At 68.9% G+C, this 19,610-nt stretch carries 11 protein-coding genes, 1 tRNA gene and 1 pseudogene; 5 read left to right on the top strand and 8 right to left on the bottom strand.

Features of this window, described 5'->3' with window-relative positions:
- Positions 1 to 189: 189 nt before the first annotated feature.
- From ACTHL4_RS08230 to ACTHL4_RS08220, 3 genes and pseudogenes are all read right to left on the bottom strand, one after another.
- Entirely contained in the window at positions 190 to 1,566 is a 1,377-nt protein-coding gene (locus ACTHL4_RS08230; RefSeq protein WP_440282263.1) for a DNA primase family protein, read from the bottom strand.
- A 1,290-nt stretch (positions 1,567 to 2,856) separates the two neighbouring features.
- Positions 2,857 to 4,263, bottom strand: a complete 1,407-nt coding sequence (locus ACTHL4_RS08225) for a recombinase family protein (protein ID WP_440282262.1) — start codon at positions 4,261 to 4,263, stop codon at positions 2,857 to 2,859.
- Positions 4,264 to 4,270: 7 nt separating this feature from the next.
- Positions 4,271 to 5,188: pseudogene (locus ACTHL4_RS08220) on the bottom strand (CpaF family protein); the annotation flags it as partial.
- A 524-nt stretch (positions 5,189 to 5,712) separates the two neighbouring features.
- Between ACTHL4_RS08220 and ACTHL4_RS08215 the strand changes: the two are divergent.
- Both ACTHL4_RS08215 and ACTHL4_RS08210 read left to right on the top strand, forming a co-directional pair.
- Complete coding sequence (locus ACTHL4_RS08215) at positions 5,713 to 7,341, top strand: hypothetical protein (protein WP_440282261.1); 1,629 nt, start codon at positions 5,713 to 5,715, stop codon at positions 7,339 to 7,341.
- Positions 7,342 to 7,443: 102 nt separating this feature from the next.
- Positions 7,444 to 11,694, top strand: a complete 4,251-nt coding sequence (locus ACTHL4_RS08210) for an FtsK/SpoIIIE domain-containing protein (protein ID WP_440282260.1) — start codon at positions 7,444 to 7,446, stop codon at positions 11,692 to 11,694.
- Positions 11,695 to 11,748: 54 nt separating this feature from the next.
- On the opposite strand, the gene ACTHL4_RS08205 is transcribed toward ACTHL4_RS08210, so the two are convergent.
- Complete coding sequence (locus ACTHL4_RS08205) at positions 11,749 to 12,339, bottom strand: DUF2249 domain-containing protein (protein WP_440282259.1); 591 nt, start codon at positions 12,337 to 12,339, stop codon at positions 11,749 to 11,751.
- Positions 12,340 to 12,396: 57 nt separating this feature from the next.
- Here ACTHL4_RS08205 and ACTHL4_RS08200 point away from each other — a divergent pair, with 57 nt between their 5' ends.
- Both ACTHL4_RS08200 and ACTHL4_RS08195 read left to right on the top strand, forming a co-directional pair.
- The gene (locus tag ACTHL4_RS08200) at positions 12,397 to 12,738 is read left to right on the top strand and encodes a cupin domain-containing protein (protein ID WP_440282258.1); all 342 of its coding nucleotides are present in this window, start codon (positions 12,397 to 12,399) and stop codon (positions 12,736 to 12,738) included.
- On the top strand, positions 12,735 to 13,331 hold the full coding sequence (locus tag ACTHL4_RS08195) for a helix-turn-helix transcriptional regulator (RefSeq protein WP_440282257.1): 597 nt from the start codon (positions 12,735 to 12,737) through the stop codon (positions 13,329 to 13,331). Before ACTHL4_RS08200 ends, ACTHL4_RS08195 begins: the two co-directional genes overlap by 4 nt.
- Here ACTHL4_RS08195 and ACTHL4_RS08190 read toward each other — a convergent pair.
- Entirely contained in the window at positions 13,328 to 14,554 is a 1,227-nt protein-coding gene (locus ACTHL4_RS08190; protein ID WP_440282256.1) for a cysteine desulfurase-like protein, read from the bottom strand. The genes ACTHL4_RS08195 and ACTHL4_RS08190 overlap by 4 nt on opposite strands.
- 88 nt (positions 14,555 to 14,642) lie before the next feature.
- On the bottom strand, positions 14,643 to 15,341 hold the full coding sequence (locus tag ACTHL4_RS08185) for a DUF4396 domain-containing protein (RefSeq protein WP_440282255.1): 699 nt from the start codon (positions 15,339 to 15,341) through the stop codon (positions 14,643 to 14,645).
- A 115-nt stretch (positions 15,342 to 15,456) separates the two neighbouring features.
- On the opposite strand from ACTHL4_RS08185, the gene ACTHL4_RS08180 reads away from it, so the two are divergent.
- The gene (locus ACTHL4_RS08180; protein ID WP_440282254.1) at positions 15,457 to 15,996 is read left to right on the top strand and encodes an MOSC domain-containing protein; all 540 of its coding nucleotides are present in this window, start codon (positions 15,457 to 15,459) and stop codon (positions 15,994 to 15,996) included.
- 149 nt (positions 15,997 to 16,145) lie between these two features.
- On the opposite strand, the gene ACTHL4_RS08175 is transcribed toward ACTHL4_RS08180, so the two are convergent.
- Positions 16,146 to 16,219: transfer RNA gene (locus ACTHL4_RS08175), tRNA-Met, on the bottom strand.
- A gap of 287 nt (positions 16,220 to 16,506) precedes the next feature.
- Positions 16,507 to 19,560: a UPF0182 family membrane protein gene (locus tag ACTHL4_RS08170; protein ID WP_440282253.1), complete on the bottom strand. Its 3,054-nt coding sequence runs from the start codon at positions 19,558 to 19,560 to the stop codon at positions 16,507 to 16,509.
- Positions 19,561 to 19,610: the final 50 nt, after the last annotated feature.

Here is a 19,610-nt window from a genome sequence, read left to right as displayed (position 1 = left end):
TGTTCCGGGGTGTTCGCCGGCATCGGTGAACCGCATCGCCAGCAGCGGCGTTTCATTTCCGCCACGCGGTCGGGCGTGTCGGTTTTGGTGGCTGCATTTTTCGCGTCATTCTGCGGAAGGTGACGGGTGGTGACGGGTTTAGGGAACTTTTCCATCCCCCACCTACGCGAGGAAGTTGTCATAGACCCGTCACCACCCGTCACCCGAGACCGTTTGAAGCCCGCGCCAGACCTTGCCGATTTTGGTCTTGCTCGACTCGTATCCGAGGCGTGCGAGCTCGCCGCTGAATGCCTTCTCTGTCATCGGCTCCGCAGCGTCTGCGATCTGGAATCGCTGATATGCCGCGTAGAGCTCGCGAGTGCGTGACTGCAAGCCCGGGCCGCGCTCGATGTATTCGTCATCGGCCAGGAATCGCGCCACTGGGTCAGACCGCTGCTGATACGCGCTGGTGGCTCGAAGGACCGTCTCCGGTTCGTGCATGCCGCCGTTATCGAGGTAGTCGAAGTATCCGGCGACGGCCCAGGACAGCACGGCTTCCGCGTTGAGCTTCAGCCGCTCGGGCAGGTCGGGGTCACGTTCGCCTTCGGGCACGACGACTGCGAATGGCACGACCCGGATGCGCCTGAATGTCGCGGGGTCGTTGCCCTTCACCTTCGGCTCATGGTTCGTGACGTAGACGAGTTGATGTGTCGGCGCCCAGGTAACCGGCGGCTGGTAGAGATTGCGGGCCGTCAGCTCGTCGCCGCCCGTGAGGCGTTTCATCAACGACTCGTTGAGCTTGCGGCCCTCGTCGGTCTCCGAGCCGACGACTAGGCGCGCACCGCGGAGCATCATCATCTCCGGGCCGCCGATACCGCCCCGCTCACGGACCATCAGCACGTCGGGATCTATGACCGTCGCGTAGTCACCCATCGCGAAGCAGACGGCACCATAGAACACGCCTTTGCCGTTGGCGCCGGTGCCGATCAGCACAGGGAATAGCTGCTCCCGGACCACGCCCGCGGCGCCCTGGCCGATGATTCGTTGCAGGTAGCCTCGCTCGGCCTCCTCGGGAAGCACCGTCGCCAGGAATTCAGACCACAGTCCGCCGTCCGCGCCTGGACGGTACGCGGCCGCGGTGATCTTCGTCAGGCGATCGTCCGGATTGTGCGGTCGCAGCTGCCGTGTTCGCAGGTCCAAAGTGCCGTTGTCGCAGTTGAGCAAATGCGGGTCGGCATCAATGTCGCGCACCGTGGTCGCGAACTCGATTAGTGCCGCCGCGATGCGCAGTACACCATCCACCCCGGAAGCGGACTCGCACGCCTTCACGTCAGCCTGGAGCTGCTTGTCTCCGAGAGCATTGCCCAACGCGTCCCGCAGGACACGCAGAACGGCACGTTTTGCGTGTGCGCTTCCCTCGTCGAGCTCCCATCGTTTGCCGGTCCACTGGTGCCAGCCCAGACCATGCACGTGCAACAACCTGCCATTGAAGCGTGCCGCGAGACGATATGCGATCCGCACCTGCCCGCTGTGGTTCTCGCCTTCCTCGGTATCGGTGGGGAACCTCGGCTCCATGACGTACGTCATGGCGCGACCTCCGGCCCACAGCACCGCTCAATCGCGCGCATCCATCGCCATACGATGCCGCCGTCCGGTCCCTCGATATCGACGGAGCGGACGCCGGCGAGCAAGTCGCCGAGCGGGAGACCGGCGGGCGCCGTGGCGCCAACGCGCACCACCAGATCGAGGCCGCGGAGCGGGTGAGCCTGCCGCAGTGCGTCAAGGTTCGCGTCCGCAGCGTGCGTCAGATCGAGCGCGACACGGCAGCGAACACGCGGACTGACGCTGACCGGGGCGGTACCCTGGTTCTGTCGCTGTTCCTCATCGTGTGACGTTGGCCCGTCCGGTTCGCCTCCGGCCGGGCTGTCGCTGTTCTGGGGCCTCATGCGTGAGTGCCATTACGCAGAAGAGTCGCAACTCGATCCAGCTGCTCCTCTGTGAGGCGCGGCACTCCTTCGAGCCATTCGGCGATGTGCTCCGCTAAGCGTTCCTCGCGGTACTTCCGCCTTAGCTCGGTGACGTCCGCGCCAGGATCGCGGCGCTTTGTGTTCGCGATCTTCGAGCGGGTGTGGATTGATGCCATGACGTTCGGTCTCCCGGGATCACAAAATGACCGGCGGGTTTAGAGCCGAGGCCGCATACTCGCGCGAGGGGCATGAAGCGCCCGCGCTTTAGCACTAGTAGTCTAACGCCCGTGTTGGCGGTTAGAGCACCGCGACACGCGAGGGTGCAACTGATGACCGGTGGCACGGGCAACCGCATCGCGCTGCCGCTGTGTCGGGGTTGAGAGCCCAGGCGATGCCGACGCATCCGTCGTGCGTGTCATTGGCACATTCGCGGGATGCTCCGGCAGTCTTGCTGAAGGCACCAGACCAATCCCTGTGTGGGTCTGACACATCAAGGAACTGCTCGCCGGCCAGGACGACGCGGCGCCACGCGTAGTCGGTGGCTTGGTCACTGTTCACGCGACGGTTGTACCGAGGCACATCGCGCCGGCAGATTGGGCATCGGAATTCCCAATCCGTGCCCGCGTGAACGACAACTCGCGCGACCTTGTGGAAGCTCTCTCGGCCGAACTTGATGTAGTCCGCGCCCCCGGCGCTGTCCAGCTTTCGCCGGTCGATATAGGAGCGCCACGACTCGCCTGTGCGCCACGGCTCGCCCGCATCGGCGCGAACGGCCATAGCGCCGAGCCAAGTCGGCTCGTGACGACGCCTACAGACGACGATGAACGGAATTCTCAACGGATCAATTGGCTGAAATGCGAGGGCTTCGGCCCGCACCTCAGACTGTGGATGCTCAACACGTCGTGCAGCTCTAGACATTCACCGTCACCTCCACAAGCGACGGATCGAATCGAATCCCCTTGCCTGTGGGGTGGATTCGAACGTCAACAATGGCTTTGATTACGGCGCGCTTGTAGTCGATCGAGAGCGACTCCCACACGTCAACGACGGTTGAAGGATCGGTGAGGCGGGCGAGCACGCTGCCGTTGCGCGCGCCGGCGAGTTGCGTTGCCACCTGCGCGAGACGAGCCTCGACACGCTCGGTTACCGTCCGCAGCTGTGCCGCGGAGATCGCGCCGTCTGCGAACGCGGCTGCTGCCTCGGTGAGCCTCCCACGGAGAGCCACGGACTCATCGCGCAACACCTCAATGTCTTCGCGAGGATTCATGCGAGTGACGATCTCGGCGCCGTCTCGGGCTAGCAGGGCGGCAACCTTCGCGGACACGGTGGCATCGACGTCCCGCACGGCTCGCGCTGCGTGACCGGTGGTGCCGTCGCCCGGGCACCGGTAGATCACGCGAGGGCGATTGCGCTTGCTCTCGGCGCTGCCGACATGGGCGGACCGCATGAGCTGGCCACACTTACCGCACCGTGCAATGCCAGACACCAGCCACTTCGCGCGGTTATCTTGCTTGCGCTTGGTGGCCGGGTCCGAGAATCGCGCGCAAACCGCCCGCCACGCGTCCTCGGTCAGGATCGTCGGCCAGCCGTCCATTTGCCCGACGAGCTCGCCGTGATACTCCGAGAAACCGGCATTCTTCGGTCGAGTGATCACCTGCCGCAAACTGGTGTAGTTCCAACGGTTCCCACGCGAGGTCAGCACACCCTCTGCATTCAACCGCTTCACCTGCGAACCGAATGAGGCGCCGGCCAACAGCTCGGCGACCGTGCGGCGGATCACCGTCGCCTCCGCCTGGTCGAGCGCCACAGCGCCGTCCTGCCCCAGTCTCCATCCGTACGGCCGCCCACCACCGCGCCACTTTCCACGCTGCGCGTTCTGAACGTGCGCTGCCTTGATTCGGTCTGACTTGTGCTCGGACTCAAACCGCGCCCACGCTCCGACCGTGCGCGCGACGGCCCGACCTGATGGTGTCGAAAGGTCGAGCTCGCCGGCCTTGACGGTATGGGTGATGACGCCGCGCTTCTCGCAGAGCGTCACGTACTCCTCCAGCTCGCGCGGCGCCCTGTGGAGCCGGTCAGTGTGCCAGGCAACGACCACCGTCGCGGCGCCATTGTCGAGAGCATCTAGCATCCGCCGGTATTCGGGCCGTGGCTTCCCGGAGTATGCCGATATGTCGTTGTCGGTGAACACATCGATAACGTGCCAACCGCGATCGTCGGCCAGCTGCCGACACAGTGCTAGTTGCCGGTCCACGCCGTTGCGCTCGTCCTCGCGATCTTCGGAGATCCGGCAGTAGATCACGGCGTTCGTTGTCATGCGTAAAGCGTCTCATTGGAGAGTGCGTCTTGACAATGCTCGCAAGTCCGGAGTTGAGCGCGATGAGCAGGTCCAGGCTCTCCTCCTGGCGCACTTCGCCGACCACGATCCGTGACGGGCGCATGCGCAGGGCCTCCTTGACCAACCGACGCAACGGGATCTCACCGGTGCCCTCGAGGCTCGGTTGGCGGCACTGCAACGCCGCCCAGTCGCGCAGGCTGAGCTGCAGTTCGAAGACCTCCTCGCACGAGACCACCCGCTCCATCGAGGGGATGGCGCTGGCGAGGCAGTTCAGGGTGGTGGTCTTGCCTGCCTGTGTTCCCCCACTGACGAGGATGTTCAGCCCGGATGCGACGGCCGCGCCGAGGAAGCGCGCCGCCGGTGCCGTGATGGTGCCGAGGCGCACCAGATCGTCCAATTGGCGGGCGCGCGCCACGAATTTGCGGATGTTGATCAGCCAGTGGCTGCGCGTGATGTCGGGGATCGCGACGTGCAGCCGGCTGCCGTCCGGCAGCGTCGCGTCGACGAAGGGAGAGGACAGGTCGATGCGGCGCCCGCTCGGCTTGAGCATGCGCTCGACAAGCGTCCGCACCTGCTCGGACGTCAGGATCGTCGGGGTGAGCTCGGCGACGCCGTGCCGGGCGACGAAGACACGCTCGGGTTCGTTGATCCAGATCTCCTCGATCGTCGGGTCATCGAGGTAGGGCTGCAACGGACCGAATCCGAGGACGGCGTCCAGGACACGCTGCGTCGCCTTCTCGCGGTCGCCCAACGGCACGAGGCCACCGTGCAGGCTGCGCTCCTCGTAGTCCTGCACGGCGTCGCGGACCAGGCCGTGCAGCACTTGCTGGTCGTGCGCCGGATCGAGTCGTTGCCGACGGATCAGCTCACGGATCTCGTCCTCGATGACGTCTGCGCCGTCCATCGGACACCTTCCCCTGAAACTTGCGTCCACGTCCGCAGTGAACGTGGTCATACAACACATGAACCGGGCGGTGGTGGCGTCATCCACCGAATCCTTTAACAACGCCATACCTTGACGACCGGTCGTCGGACACAGGGATGGCACTGCGCACCAGCGGCCCCACCGATCACTCCCTTCGAGCATGCCCTGATCGGCACCGCCGTGGCGGTTATCCACAGGCAGGGATGTGTCATCGACCGCACTCGATCGCCACGTCCTCGACCGTCGACGGCCTACGGTGAAGGACTTCGCACACCCCACGGAAGGGCTCGCCATGTCCCGTCGTTCCCGTCTCACCGCCAGTCTGCTCGCCGTCAGCTGCGGCGGTCTTGCGCTCAGCGCTGCGCCCACCGCACACGCGGCCGACCCGGGCGCGGGCCTCGTGCTGTCGCCGATCGGCGGCGGTTACGAGTCGCCGGCTCTGCGCGGCTTCGCACTCGAAGTCGCCGCCCACGCCACCGGCGCCACCGTCGACATCCTTGGTCGTGCCCTCGGCATACGGCGATGCACTCGAGGACCGCGACTCAAACCTGGAACTGGCCGGCCAGCGGGCCCAGCAGATCGACAGCGAGTGCGACGCGGCCGTCGCCGGCTCGTCATACGCGGCGCGTTTTCCGGCCGGCTGCCGCGCCACCCTGCTGACGCTGCTGGACCGCTCTGACGCCTCGAATCCCAGCAATTCCAACGCGTTCCGTGCCGCGGACACCGACGGCAGTTTCGTGCTCGGCGGTGACCAGGTCCTGGCGATGCAGGTGCTGGCCAACACACCCGCCGAGAGCTCGATGGAGTATGCCGCCCGCCACGGGGTGGTCTTCGGCGGCACCAGCGCGGGCAACGCCGTCGAGTCGCGCAGCATGGGCGCCGGGTATGCCGACAGCGGCTATCCGGAGAACGCCATGGAACGCGGCCAGGCCCTCATCTACTGGGGTGACAACCTGTCCAGTGACGAGCGCGGCCTGTCCTTCGGCTCGCAACGCATCATCCTGGACCAGCACTTCTACCAGCGCGGCCGCTTCGGCCGGCTGCTCGCCTACACCGCGGAGTCCGTCGGGCGGTATGGCGGCGCCGGCAAGCTCGGCCTCGGTGTCGACTACGCGACCGGGGTGGCGGTCACCGACGACGCGACGGTGTCCCGGCCGTTCGGCGCCTCGTCCTCGGCCTTCGTCGACCTGAAGCATGCCTCGGCGCCGGCGTGGGTCGGACCGCGGCAGACGCTGACCGTGCGGCACGTCCTCACCCACCTGATGGCTCCTGGCACCGGTATGACCTACGACGTCGCCTCCCGGAGGCCGTCCGTCGGCGGGACTGCGGTCGCGGCACCACGCCCGGCCGCTCTGCCGGCCCTGTCCGCGAAGCGGACCCTGCTGCTCGGCGGCGGGCAGAACGACACGGCGTCCTCGGAGCCGTTGCGGTCGCTGGTCTCCGCCGCCACCAGGAAGGGACCGATCGTGGTGATCGTCGCGGCCTACACGGACACCGCGGCGGCGCGCGCCGCCGCAGCGACGTATGCGACGGCTCTGCGCGGCGCCGGGTGGCGCGGCCCGGTGCGCACCGCGGTCCAGGGCGCCGACCGCGTCAACCCCGGCACCGTTGCGGGAGCGGCCGGTGTGGTGTTCGTCGGCGGCGATCAGTCGCTCGTGCCGAATGCTCTGCGCGACAAGCAGTTCGCCCAGGCGGTCAAGGTCGCCACGACCACCACGGCGGTGCTGACCGACGGCGCCATGACACCGGCGATGGGCACCAGTTACCTGGCGAACCCGGATCCGGAGCTCTTCGACGAGGATGCCGCGATCGCGCAGTTCCGCACCGACTACCCGGTCGTCGCGAGGGGCCTGGGAATCGTCCCCGGCTACCGCTTCGAGCCGGAACTGACCGAGGGTTACCGCTGGGGCCGGCTCTACACCGGTGCCAAGGCGGCACCGGCCACCGTCGGTGTGGGCATCAGCGAGCGCACCGCGTTGCGTGTCGGCAGCGCCGCGCCGTTGGTCGTCGGGGAACGCAGCGTGGTCGTCGCCGACGGACGACAAGCCCGCTGGCTGCCGGGATCGAACGGAGCGCTCGGCGCGGTGAACGTCTGGCTGAGCACCTTCGGGCCGACCTCGCAGGTCTCCTGAGCCGCCAGACCACAACGGGCCGGCACTGCTGCTTCGCGACTTGTCCACAGGCCACGGCCTTCCAAGCGGCAGAGGGATCGTTCATCGGCCCACAATCGGCCCATGGCCGCATCGCCTCCCGAACCCTCGCGTACGTCGACACGCTCCCTGCGCCTGCACCTCGTGGGCTGCGCACCCGACCCAGCCGCGGAGCCGGTCTCCGTCTGCCTGCGCGCTCCCGGGGACAGCACGTGGTCGGACGCTCGCGAGGCCATCCGGGCCTGCGGAATCGAGGTCCCCGAACGGTTGTATGCCGGCAACCTCGCCGTCGCCGACGACACACCCCTGGGCCGGCATCCGCTGCTCAACGGGGTCCAGCTCTGTCCCCGGCCGACCGCGGCGGCAGCACGGCATCTGCTGGACCTGGTGGTCACCGAAGGTCCCCAGGTCGGCGCGCGGACCGCCCTCGGCATACAGGTGCAGCGCATCGGCCGCGCCGCCGACAACACCCTGATGCTGCACGACCCCGATCTCTCGCGCACCCACCTGGTGGTGGGGCTGGATCAGGGTCGGGCCATGGTCTCCGACGCGCGGTCGACCAACGGAAGCACCATCGACGACCGGCTGCTGACGCCGGAGCACCCCCTCGAGTTGCGGGCCGGCCAGCGGTTGCGGGCCGGGTCCACGACGTTCGCCCTCGAGCGCGCGCTGCCGGCCGAGGGCGCGCTCGACACCGACGAGTCATGCCGGGTCCCCTTCCAACGCGCACCACGAAATCCGTTGCGATTCCCTGAAGTCGAGTTGGAACGACCCGCCGCGCCCGGCCGGCCCGAGCGGCACCGACTGCCGTGGCCGGTGATCGTGCTGCCGGCGCTGCTCGCGGTCGTGATGGTCGCAGTGATGCACAACGCGATGTTCCTGATGTTCGCGCTGCTGGGACCGGTCATGATGATCGGCCAGCACATCTCCGAACGGCAGGGCGGCTCCAGCAGACTCAAGACCCAGCAGGCGGAGTATGCCGAGAAGAGCCGCCGTCTCGAGTCGGACAAGGAGGCAGCGCTCGAGGCCGAACTGACCCTCCGACGCAGGATCGCACCGCCGATCAGCGACACCCTGCGCTCCGCGACGGCACGCGACGCCCGACTCTGGTGTCGATCGCCCTCGCATGCCGACTATCTGCACTGCCGGATCGGCATCGGCCGCCTACCGAGCAAGGTGCGAGTCACCGGCGACGGGGACGGGACCGAGACGCTGTGGCTCGCCGACGCGCCGATCACGCTGTCACTCCATGACTCACGCATCGTCGGAGTCACCGGCACGGCCACCGCCCGGCGCCGAATGGCCGAGGCGATGGTCCTGCAGCTGGCGACCTGGCACTCGGCGCACTTCCTGCGCGTCACTGTCGTCTGCGACACCGCAGCACAGCGCGCCCGGTGGCAGTGGGTGACGTCGCTGCCGCACGTGACGGTCTCGCCGCACGCGGACACTGCCCTCAGCGACCTGGAGAACGACGAAAACGGCTGTGTCCGCATGCTTTCCGAAGTGCTCCCCGCGCAGGACGACACCCGGATCGGTCCGGCGAGGACCGACCCGCCCGTGTCGCACGTCATCGTTCTGGACGACTGTGCAGCACTGTGCAACCGGCCGGAGGTCACTGCGCTGCTGCACGACGCCGACCGCGCGGGCGTGGCGATCATCGCGATCGGGGACCCCACCGACCTGCCTGCGGAATGCGATGTGTGTGTCGAGGTCAGCAGCGACACGAGGGTCACCGTGTCCGGCGCGGTCGATGCCCGCGGATGCCCGGACCTACCGCACCCCTCACTGACCCGGGCGGTGGCCGACCGGCTGGCCGGCATCTGCGACGCCACCCCTGACGCGACGACCGGGTCGTTGCCCGAACGCGCCGCGCTGCTCGATGTATGGCGCACCGGCGGCACCGATGCCTCGGATGCTGTGAGCATCGTGCGGCGCTGGCGTGAGTCACCGCGGTCGACCGTCGCACCACTCGGACTCACCGCGGACGGAGTGCTCCGCATCGACCTGGCGACCGACGGCCCGCACGGGCTCATCGCCGGCACCACCGGCGCGGGCAAGTCCGAGTTGCTGCAGAGCCTGGTCACCTCGCTCGCGCTCGCGAACCGGCCGGACGAACTGGTCTTCGTGCTGGTGGACTACAAGGGCGGCGCCGCCTTCCAGGAGTGCGCCCGGCTGCCGCACACCGTCGGCCTGGTGACCGACCTGGATGCGCATCTGACCGCCCGCGCGCTGACGTCGCTGGGCGCCGAGGTACGGCGCCGCGAGCGGCTACTCCGTGCTGCCGGAGCCAAGGACATCGAGGATTACCAACGCATTCCGGACGCTGCGCCACTGCCGCGGCTGGTCCTGGTCATCGACGAGTTCCGGGTACTGGCCGAAGAGCTGCCGGACTTCATCAGCGGCCTGGTGCGCCTTGCGGCGGTCGGCCGCTCCCTCGGCATACATCTGCTGTTGGCGACGCAGCGGCCGGCCGGCGTGGTGTCGGCCGACATACGCGCCAACGTCAACCTGCGGATCGCGGTGAGGGTGCGCGACACCGCCGACTCCCAGGACGTCATCGACGGCGGCGATGCGGCACAGATCCCCGCAGCGCTCCCCGGCCGGGCGATCGTGCGCACCGGCGGCGGCCGACCCGTCACCTTCCAGACCGCGCGCATCGGCGGTTGCAGCCTCGACGCCGGCGACCGGATCGAGGTCTCCCGCCCGCAGGCCCACGGCGGCCCGCCGGTCGCCCTCACCCCGCCGATGGAGTTCGCCGGTCCCACCGATCTGCAGCGGGTGGTCGGCGCGCTCACCGACGCGAGCGCCGAGTTGGGGGTGGCCACGCCTCAGTCACCCTGGTTGCCCCCGTTGCCCGCGACGGTGGTCGTCGACGAGTTGACCGCGCCAGCGCGGGCCGTGGGCGGCGCGCCGGCGGGCGCGGAGGGCATCCCCTTCGGCCTGCTGGACGTTCCGCAGGACCAGACGACGCGGCCGATCGCCTGGGACCTGGCGACGGACGGCCACCTGGCCGTCGTCGGCGGTCCGCGCAGCGGGCGGACCTGCCTGCTGCGCACTCTCGCCGTCGAGGCCGCCCGCAAGTGGCCACGCGACGGCGTGGCGATCTACCTGATCGTTGCCGGGTCGGGCCTCGGTGTGCTGCGCGCGCTGCCACAGGTCGGTGCCGTCATCGACCGCGACGATGCCGGTCGCATGCACCAGCTCGTGCAATGGCTGACTGATGAAATACGTTCCCGCCAGCAGGAATTCGCGGAGCAACAGGTCAACGACTTCGCCGAGCACCTGGCGGTCGGCGGCCGCTTGCCACGGATCCTGCTGCTCATCGACGGGTGGGAGACGCTGACCGAGATCAGTGAGGAGACCAGCCTCGGCAGGCTCACCGACGAGGTGCTGCAGCTGCTGCGGGACGGCTCCGCCGTCGGGTTGTATGCCGCCGCCACCGGCGGCCGCGCCCTGGCGACCGGCCGGGTGGTCAGCAGCTTCCCGCGCAAGCTGATGCTCCGGCCCGCGGACGCCGGCGACGCGATGCTGCTCGGGATGCGGGAGACCGACCTCCCCCAGTCGATGCCACCGGGCCGGGCGGTGATCTGTCCCGACGGTCTCGAGCTGCAGGTCGCCACGCCGACGACCGATCAGACGGGTTCCATTGTCGCCGCACACATCTCACGGCTCGGTGCGCAGATGACCGCACCACACGTGCATCGCTTCGCGCCGATCCCGCAGCAGTGTGCCCGCGCCGAACTCCCCCGCGTGCCGGACCGCGTCCTGCTCGGCATCGGCGGCCGCGACATCGCCCCGATCGGGGTGCCACTGGGCGGACACCGGGAGCTCGCCGCCCTCGTCGCCGGCCCACCCCGCAGCGGACGCAGCACCGCGCTCGGCACCGTCGCGCACCAGTTGACCGAGCGTGCGGTCTGCTGGATCGCCGGCCACGGGGCAGCACCGCCGTTGCCGGCACACGTGGACCAGCTCGACGCCGCGGCACCGGAGGACTTCGCCGCGTGGCTCAACACCCACCCGGGTGGGGCGGTGCTGGTCGACGACATCGACGAACTGATCGGCTCCCCCGTCGACGATCTGCTGACCGACTACCTCCAGCACGGTCGCCGGGCCGGCGGGATCGTCTGGGCCAGCGGACGATCCGACACGTTGGCCAACGCCTTCCGCGGCGCGGTGGCGGAGCTGCGCCGCCGGCAGACCGGCCTCATCCTGCAACCCGGCCGTCGCGACGGCGAACTCCTCGGTGCCCAGCTCGGCCCAGCCGGCCGGGCCGCTCCCGGGCGTGGCGCGCTCGTCATCCGCAGTCGGGCGGTGCCGATCCAGGTGGCGGCCTGAACCGGCCCACTGACGGCCCATGTCCGCGCCGAGTGACACGGAGGTGCGTGCCCGTCACAGGCCGAGCTTCAACTCCTGACGGCGCTGCTGCACCAGCAGCACCCGCAGCCCTTCGTCACCCGCGGTGACGCCGCGGGTCGCTCCGGCCGGGATGTGCACGAGTTCTCCTGCGGTCAGGACCAACTGGCCGACCTCGGTCACCAGCACGCCGGCGCCGGACAGCACCGTCACGAGCACGTCACAGCCCGGCCCCCGGTGCGGCTCCAGCGCGACACCGGCATCCACCTCCAGCACGCTGGCGTCCAGGTCGCGGTCTCGCGCGCTGAGGCGCCATACGGCACCGTCGGCTCCGGGTGTGCCGCCCAGTTCGTCCGCGCGGCCGAGCGCCCGCGGCATCGGCGTGCTGGATCGGCGGGTGATCCGGATCCGCCAGTCGCGCACCTCCTGGTTGAGGTACTCCCAGTCGTAGCCGGCAGGCCATTCCGCCTCGAACTCGTCGTGCAGGTGCTTCGGGTCGTGGTCGTTGACCAGCACGAAGGCCTCGCCCACCGCGAGGTCGCGGAACGTGGCGAAGATCGTCGGGTGCTTGTCGGGCTTGCGCATGCCCCGCACGTCGAGGGTCTGGGTGGTCGTCTGGTCGGACATGGCATCACTTCCGGGTCGGGGATTTCTTCACACGAAGAACTTGTGTAAATTCTAGGCATGACCGATTCCGCGATCGCCCTCGACACCGTCGCCGACAAACTCCTCGCCCGCGCGGCCGACGCGCACAGCGGCCGCGCGACCCAGGCCTTCCACGCCGCCGGGGACGGGGTGCTGACCACGGTCGCGCTCGCCCTGCTGACCGGTCGGCAGCTGTCGGAGCACGCCAACCCCGGCGAGGCGTTCCTGCACGTGCTCTCCGGACGCTTGCGGCTCAGCTCCGGCGATCACGCGTGGGAGCTGGGGCCCGGCGAGATCGTCGCGGTGCCCCAGCGGCGGCACTCCGTGCTGGCCCTGCAGGACTCCGTCGCGCTGCTCACGATCGCGCACGTCTCGTCGTGACCACCCGCGCCCGGATCCTCGCCGTGCTGCGCGACAGCACCGAGCCACTGACCGTCACCGAGGTCGCAGGACGCGCCGGGGTGCACGCCAATACCGTGCGTTTTCACCTGGATTCGCTGCTCGAAGCCGGACGCGTCGAGCAGGTCCGGTCGGCGCCCGCCGGCCGCGGGCGGCCGGCGCTCCGCTTCCGTGCCGTCGCCCGGATGGACCGGGGCGGACCGCGCGGCTATCAGGCGCTGGCCGCGACACTGCTGGCCGACCTCACCAGCCGGCCCGATCCCGCCGAGCAGGCCCGGCGCGCCGGGCGGTCGTGGGGTCGCCACCTCGCCGAGCAGTCCCACGACATCTCGGCCGGCCCGGCCACCACGCTGATCACCGCCCTGGCCGACCTCGACTTCGCACCGGAACAGACCGCGCCGGGCGAGATCTCCCTGCGGCACTGCCCCTTCCTGGAGCTCACCACGCCGCAGGGCGGGCCCGTCTGCGCCATACACCTGGGGCTGATGCAAGGCCTGCTGGCCGACTCCGCTGCCGACGTCGCACGACTCGATCCCTTCGTGACGCCCGACCGGTGCGTGGCCACGCTGCGTTAGAGCTGATCGCCGCGCAGGCACGCCCCCAGCGAGGTGAGGAACCGGTCGACGTCGTCCACGCTGCTGTATGGCGCCAGGCCGGCCCGCAGCCCGCTGTCGATGCCCAGCCGACGGGCGGTTTCGTAGGCGTAGAAGGTGCCGGCGGGTGCATCGATGCCGTCGGTGGCCAGATAATCGGCGACCTGGTCGGCAGGGCGGCCGGCGAAGGTCATGAACAGCGTCGGGGTCCGGCGCTTCGCACGGGAATGCACTGTCACCTCGGGGAACTGGGCCAGTCCTGCTTCGAGCCGTTCGCGCAGCGCCTCCTCGTGGGCGTGCAGCGCCTCCAGTGAGCTGCGCAGCCGCTCCCGGCGGCTGCCGCTGCCGGGCACCAGGCCGGCCAGGAAGTCGACCGCCGCCGTGGTGCCGGCCAGCAATTCGTAGGGCAGCGTGCCGATTTCGAAGCGTTCCGGCACCGTGTCGGTCGACGGCCGCAGCTTGTCCGGCCGCATGTGGTCGAGCAGTTCCGCCCGGCCGGTGAGCACGCCGCAGTGCGGCCCCAGGAATTTGTATGGCGAACAGACGTAGAAGTCCGCGCCGAGCACCGGCACGTCGACGACGTCGTGCGCGGTGTGGTGCACGCCGTCGACATACAGCAACGCACCCGCGTCATGTGCCGCAGCAGCCACCGCAGCGATGTCCGGCTGGGTGCCCAGCAGATTCGAGGCCGCGGTCAGCGCGACGAGCCGGGTGCGTTCCGACAGCTGACCGGTGATCGAAGCCATGTCCAACTCGCCGGTCGCCGGGTCGAAGTCGGCCCACCGCACTTGCACGTCGGCTCGCTCGGCGGCCAGCAACCAGGGGCCGACGTTGGCGTCGTGGTCCAGGCGGCTGAGGATGATCTCGTCGCCGGGCTGCCAGGTGCGTGCCAGCGCGCGTGACGCCATGAACGTCAGCTCGGTGGCGCTGCGGCCGAAGACGACCGAGCCGGGGTCGACGCCGAGCAGGTCGCCGATCGCGGTGCGGGCGCCGAGCACGATGGCGTCGGCGTTGCGCTCCGCCGGTGTGCGCCGGCCACGGTTGGACAACGGCGCGGTGAGGGCGTCATACATCGCCCGCGCGACGGGTGCGGGGGTCTGGGTGCCGCCCGGTGCGTCGAAGTGCGCGCGTCCGCTGCGCAACGACGGGAACTGCTCCCGCACGGCCGTCACGTCATACCGCTCGGAGGTTGTCGGTCGATCCATCACGGAGAGCCCTTTCGCACGTCGGTTGCAGCACCGCGCTCAGCATCCCAGGGGTCGTCCCGGCCGGCCGCGGCAGGGCGGCCGGACCTCAGAGCGCGCGGCTCGGTGCGCCGAGCGCCCCCGCGATGCCGGCAGGCCGCGCGGACTGTCCCATGGACGAATGCTGCTGCCAGCCGGCCTCGTCGGCGATCGACACGGTCAGCCCGCCGAGGATGAAGGCGACCAGGACCGCGACCAGCGCGGCGGTCGGCAGGTTGGGCAGCAGTCGACGCCAGCCGGTCGCGGATGCCGTCATCCCGTGGAACTCGTGGGTGAGTGCGTGGCCCTTGCCCCTGCTGAGCAGCCACTGGTTGACCGGCACCGCGGCCAGGAACGCGGCAGTCAGCGAGATCATCATGCCGACCCAGAAGACGACGTTGACCAGTCCGGCGTTCATCGCACCGGGCAGCAGCACCATGACGACGTTGTCCACCACTTCCATCGTGGCGATCGACACCGTGTCCGCCGCGAGCACGACACCGAGTGCGGCCAGCGGAGCGACTCCCACCCGGACCAGCGGCAGACTCGACAGCGAGAAGCCGAAGACGAAAGCGAGCCCGATCGAGATCGCGACCGACCATCCGTTGCTCAGACCGGCACCGGTGGAGATCATCATGCCGACGATCTCGCCGATCGCGCAGCCGGTGAGGCAGTGCAACGTCGCCGCCACCGCCATCGACCAACTCGCGTCCATGTGGTGCTCGTGGCCGGCGGCCATGTCGTGATGCTGTGCGTGCTGATCGCTCATCGATCTCTCCCGGCGCTTCGACTGCGTGACGACGCGTCCAACGTATACCCCCTGCGGGTATATTCCCGGCGCGGTCCGGCGACGGGCGACGGCGCCCGTAGGACAGGATGGGCGGGTGACAGCACGCGTCGACTCCGTCCATGTCAGCTCCAGCCACTCGTTCAGTAAGACGCCGGTGCCCGCCATCCGGCTCATCGAGGGCATCGGCGTGGCAGGTGACGCGCACGCCGGCGTCACGGTCCAGCACCGCAGCCGGGTGGCCGCCGACCCGAGCCAGCCCAACCTGCGCCAGGTGCACCTGATCCACACCGAACTCTTCGACCTGTTGAGCGCGGCGGGCCACCGGGTAGGGCCGGGTGAGCTCGGCGAGAACATCACCACGACCGACATCGACCTGCTGTCGCTGCCGGTCGGCACCCGCCTGCGCATCGGTCCGGCGGAACTGACGGTGACCGGCCTGCGCAATCCCTGCCGGCAGATCAACACCTTCCAGCGCGGCCTGCTCCAACAGGTCCTGCGCAAGGACGCCGACGGAGCGGTGCAGCGGCTGGCCGGGGTGATGGCGGTCGTCAGCCGGGGAGGTGCCGTGCGTCCGGGCGATCGGATCGAGCAGCAGTTGCCGCCGCTGCCCCACTTCCCGCTCACCCGCGTCTAGACCGGCCGGGGGCACCCGCGGCCGGTGCGCCGCCCCCGCCTTGGGGTATGACGCGCGGGCATGACGCCCGCGGGTATGACGCCCGCGGGTATGACGAAAGCGCCCCGGACCGCTGTGATCCGAGGCGCTTTCCGCGACGCTTCGCGTAGTAGCGGGGGCAGGATTTGAACCTGCGACCTCCGGGTTATGAGCCCGGCGAGCTACCGAGCTGCTCCACCCCGCGTCGGTGAACACCACCTTACGTGACACCGGCCGGAGCGCCAAATCGGCGCGTTGACTCATCCAATATGCACGAATCCGCCGAGATTCTCCGACTATGCCCTCGCGCGCCATACACCGCGATCGGCATACTCCGGGCCGGGCCACACCTTCCGACTATGCCCATCGCGCGCCATACACCGCGATCGGCATACTCCGGGCCGGGCCACACCTTCCGACTATGCCCATCGCGCGCCATACACCGCGATCGGCATACTCCCGCCCGGGCGACACCGCGCCAGACGGCAGGACCTACTTGCTGGTCGACTTCGGCGCCGGCGACGAGCTGGACGACGGACTGGACGACGGATTGGACGACGAGCTGCCACCTTGGGCCGCGATGGCCTTCTCGATGGCGGCCTTCAACTTCTTCTGGTCCTCGCCGTATGCCGCGAAGTCGCCCTTCTTGAGGTCCTGCTCACCCTGCGTGTACCACTTGTTCGCGTCCTGCAGCGCCTGCTGCAGGGCGGGGTTGCCGCTGGACTTCGACGAACCGGACGGCGAGCCCGACGACGAATCGGACGAGCCCGACGGGGACGGCGAAGGTGTGGACGACGGCGGCGTCGATTGTCCCGAATCCCCTGCGCTGGCACCGGAGTTCCCGCCGAAGAGTTCGTTCAGCGCACCGTCCAGGGTGGTGTCCCACGCCAGCTTGTCGCCGAACCCGACGACGACGGCCTTCAGCAGTGGGAACGAGGTGTTGCCGGCCGCCTTGACGTAGATCGGTTCGACATACAGCAGCCCTCCCCCGACCGGCAGGGTGAGCAGATTGCCCTCCTGTACCTCGGAGCCGACCTGCTTGTTGTAGGTCAGGAACTGCGCCAGCGTCTGCTTGGTGGTGGGCGACACCGCCTGCGAGGAGTTGATGTCGTTCTGGAACTGCCCCGGCCCCTTGACCGTGACGTTGCGCGGCATCTCCAGGATGCGGAACGTTCCGTAGCCGGGACTCTTCTTCCCCGGTGTCGAGCCGGCGTCCGCGTCGACGGTCATGAATGCGGCGAGGTTCTGCCGGTCGCCGGTCGGGATGAAGGTCGAGGTCAGCGAGAACGTCGGCGACTTCTGGTCCGGCATGGCCACCGACAGGTAGTACGGCGGCTGCTGCTCACGGTTGCCGCGGGCCGGGTCCGTCGGGATCTGCCACTGGTCGTTGCCCTGGAAGAACTGCCCCGCATCGGTCACGTGGTATTTGGTCAGCAGCTCCCGCTGCACCTTGAAAAGGTCCTCCGGGTACCGCAGGTGCGACATCAGCCCGGCCGGGATCTTCGCCATCGGCTTCACCGTGCCGGGGAACGCACTGCGCCACGCCTTGAGCACCGGATCCTTGTCGTCCCAGGCGTACATCGTCACCTGGCCGGTGTAGGCGTCGACCGTGGCCTTGACCGAGTTGCGGATGTAGTTGACCCGCCCACCGGCCAGCTTGCGCAGGTTGCTCGAGGAACTGGTCAGCGCGTCCGCGGTGGCGTTGCCCAGCGACTGCAGCTGCGAGTTCGGGTAGTGCGCCGAGGTCGTGTAACCGTCGACCACCCACTGCACGTGGCCGCCTTCGACCACCGGGTAGGGGTCGCCGTCGACGGTCAGCCACGGCGCGACCTTCTTGACCCGGTCGACCGGGTTGCGGGTGTCCAGCACACGCGACTCGCTGTTGATCGAGCCCGAGAAGAGGAAGTTCAAGTCGTGGAACTTGGTGGCATACGCCAGCTTTCGGGGCCACGAACCCACGCCGACGCCGCCACCGCCGGTGTAGGTGGTGCGCTGCTCGCCGCCGGAGGAGGTGCGCGGATAGTCCAGCTCGCGCTTCGGCCCGCCCGCAGGGCCGCCGACGATCGAGAAGCGCGGCGAGGACTCGCCGAAGTAGATGCGGGGCTCGAAGTCGCCCAGCTTGCCCACCGGCGGGATGTCGGACTCCAGAAACACCGGCTGCCCGTCGTCGGTGCGCTCGTTGCCGTATGCCGCCACGACACCGAACCCGTGCGTGTAGACGGTGTGGTCGTTGACCCAGTTGCGCTGCGAATCGGGCACGCCGTTCAGGTCCAGCTCGCGCACCCCGACCACGACGTCGTCGGTCTTGCCGTCGATCCGGTAGCGGTCGACGTCCAGCGTGTTGCCGAACTGGTAGTAGTTGCGCTGCCCCTGCAATTGCCGGAAGGTCGGGGAGACGATCGACGGGTCGACCAGGCGGATGCCGGGCACCGTCGCCGCGTCCTGTGCCAGCTGCCCGGCATCGGTCTTCTTGGTCGGCGTGTAGGAGGTGATCTTCACCTTGTCGAGCCCATATGCCGTCTTGGTCGCCTCGATGTTCTGGGCGATGTACGGCGTCTGCAGCGACTGCTCGGTCGGGCGCACCTTGAAGCGCTGCACCAGTGCCGGGTAGATCGCACCCAGCACGATCGCGCAGACCACCAGCAGCGCGAGTCCGACGATCGGCAGCCGCCAGGTGCGGGTCCAGATGGTGGCGACGAACAGCACCGCGCAGATCACCGCCGCTCCGGCCAGCATCGCCTTGGCCGGCAGCGTGGCGTGCTGGGCGGTGTAGTCGATGCCGGTGAAGAGCGAGTTGTCGATCGCGGTCAGGTCGTAGCGGCCCAGCCAGTAGGCGACCGCACGCACCAGCACCAGCGCCGCCAACAGCAGCGACAGGTGGATGCGTGCCGCACCGGTGGTGCGAATGCCCTTGTCCCGCAGGGCGATCCCGCCATACAGGTAATGCATCACGACGGCGGCGATCAGCGACAGGATCAACGTCATGGTGAGGAAGCCGACGACCACCTGCAGCCACGGCAGGGTGAAGACGTAGAAGCCGATGTCCTTGTGGAACTCCGGGTCCTGGGTGCCGAAACGCTGCCGGTTGAGCCACAGCAGCGCGATCTTCCACTGCCCGATCGCGGCGGAGCCGGTGAACAGCGCGAAAACCAGCGGCACCACCCAGAACGCCGCTCGGCGGAACGGCTCGATCGCCTCGCGGTAACGGTCCATGCTGTCCAGCTCGGCGGTCGCCGGCGCGTAGATCGGCCGCTGCCGGTAGGCCAGCCACATGCTGACCCAGATGAGGCCGCCCGCCAACAGTGCGCCACCGACGAACATCGTGCTCTTGGTGAGGTATTCGGTCCGGAACACCGAGGAGTAGCCGATGCTGGAGAACCACAGCTGATTGGTCCACACGTTGGCCCAGACCTGGACCAGCACCAGGACGGCCACGATCGCCGCGGCGACGATCACGACCCGTCGCGCACCGATGGGTCCGAAACGGCGCACCGCCGCGCCACGCTCGTCGTGCTCGTTGCCGGCCGGCTCGTCCGAAGAAGTCAACGTGGGCCTCGTGTCCAAGGGTGCAGGGTCTGGGGACAACCTAACCCGCG

The sequence above is a fragment of the Flexivirga sp. genome (genome assembly GCF_051955415.1).
Lineage (GTDB): Bacteria > Actinomycetota > Actinomycetes > Actinomycetales > Dermatophilaceae > Flexivirga.
The sequence above is the reverse complement of the archived record's forward strand: the minus strand, read 5'-3'. Positions and strand labels throughout refer to the sequence as shown.

What these genes read in the sequence shown, in the direction of transcription:
- ACTHL4_RS08190 (WP_440282256.1), bottom strand. Translation starts at nt 14,554, where the DNA reads ATGGATCGACCGACAACCTCCGAGCGGTATGACGTGACGGCCGTGCGG.
- ACTHL4_RS08205 (WP_440282259.1), bottom strand. Translation starts at nt 12,339, where the DNA reads ATGTCCGACCAGACGACCACCCAGACCCTCGACGTGCGGGGCATGCGC.
- ACTHL4_RS08185 (WP_440282255.1), bottom strand. Translation starts at nt 15,341, where the DNA reads ATGAGCGATCAGCACGCACAGCATCACGACATGGCCGCCGGCCACGAG.
- ACTHL4_RS08230 (WP_440282263.1), bottom strand. Translation starts at nt 1,566, where the DNA reads ATGACGTACGTCATGGAGCCGAGGTTCCCCACCGATACCGAGGAAGGC.
- ACTHL4_RS08210 (WP_440282260.1), top strand. Translation starts at nt 7,444, where the DNA reads ATGGCCGCATCGCCTCCCGAACCCTCGCGTACGTCGACACGCTCCCTG.
- ACTHL4_RS08225 (WP_440282262.1), bottom strand. Translation starts at nt 4,263, where the DNA reads ATGACAACGAACGCCGTGATCTACTGCCGGATCTCCGAAGATCGCGAG.
- ACTHL4_RS08200 (WP_440282258.1), top strand. Translation starts at nt 12,397, where the DNA reads ATGACCGATTCCGCGATCGCCCTCGACACCGTCGCCGACAAACTCCTC.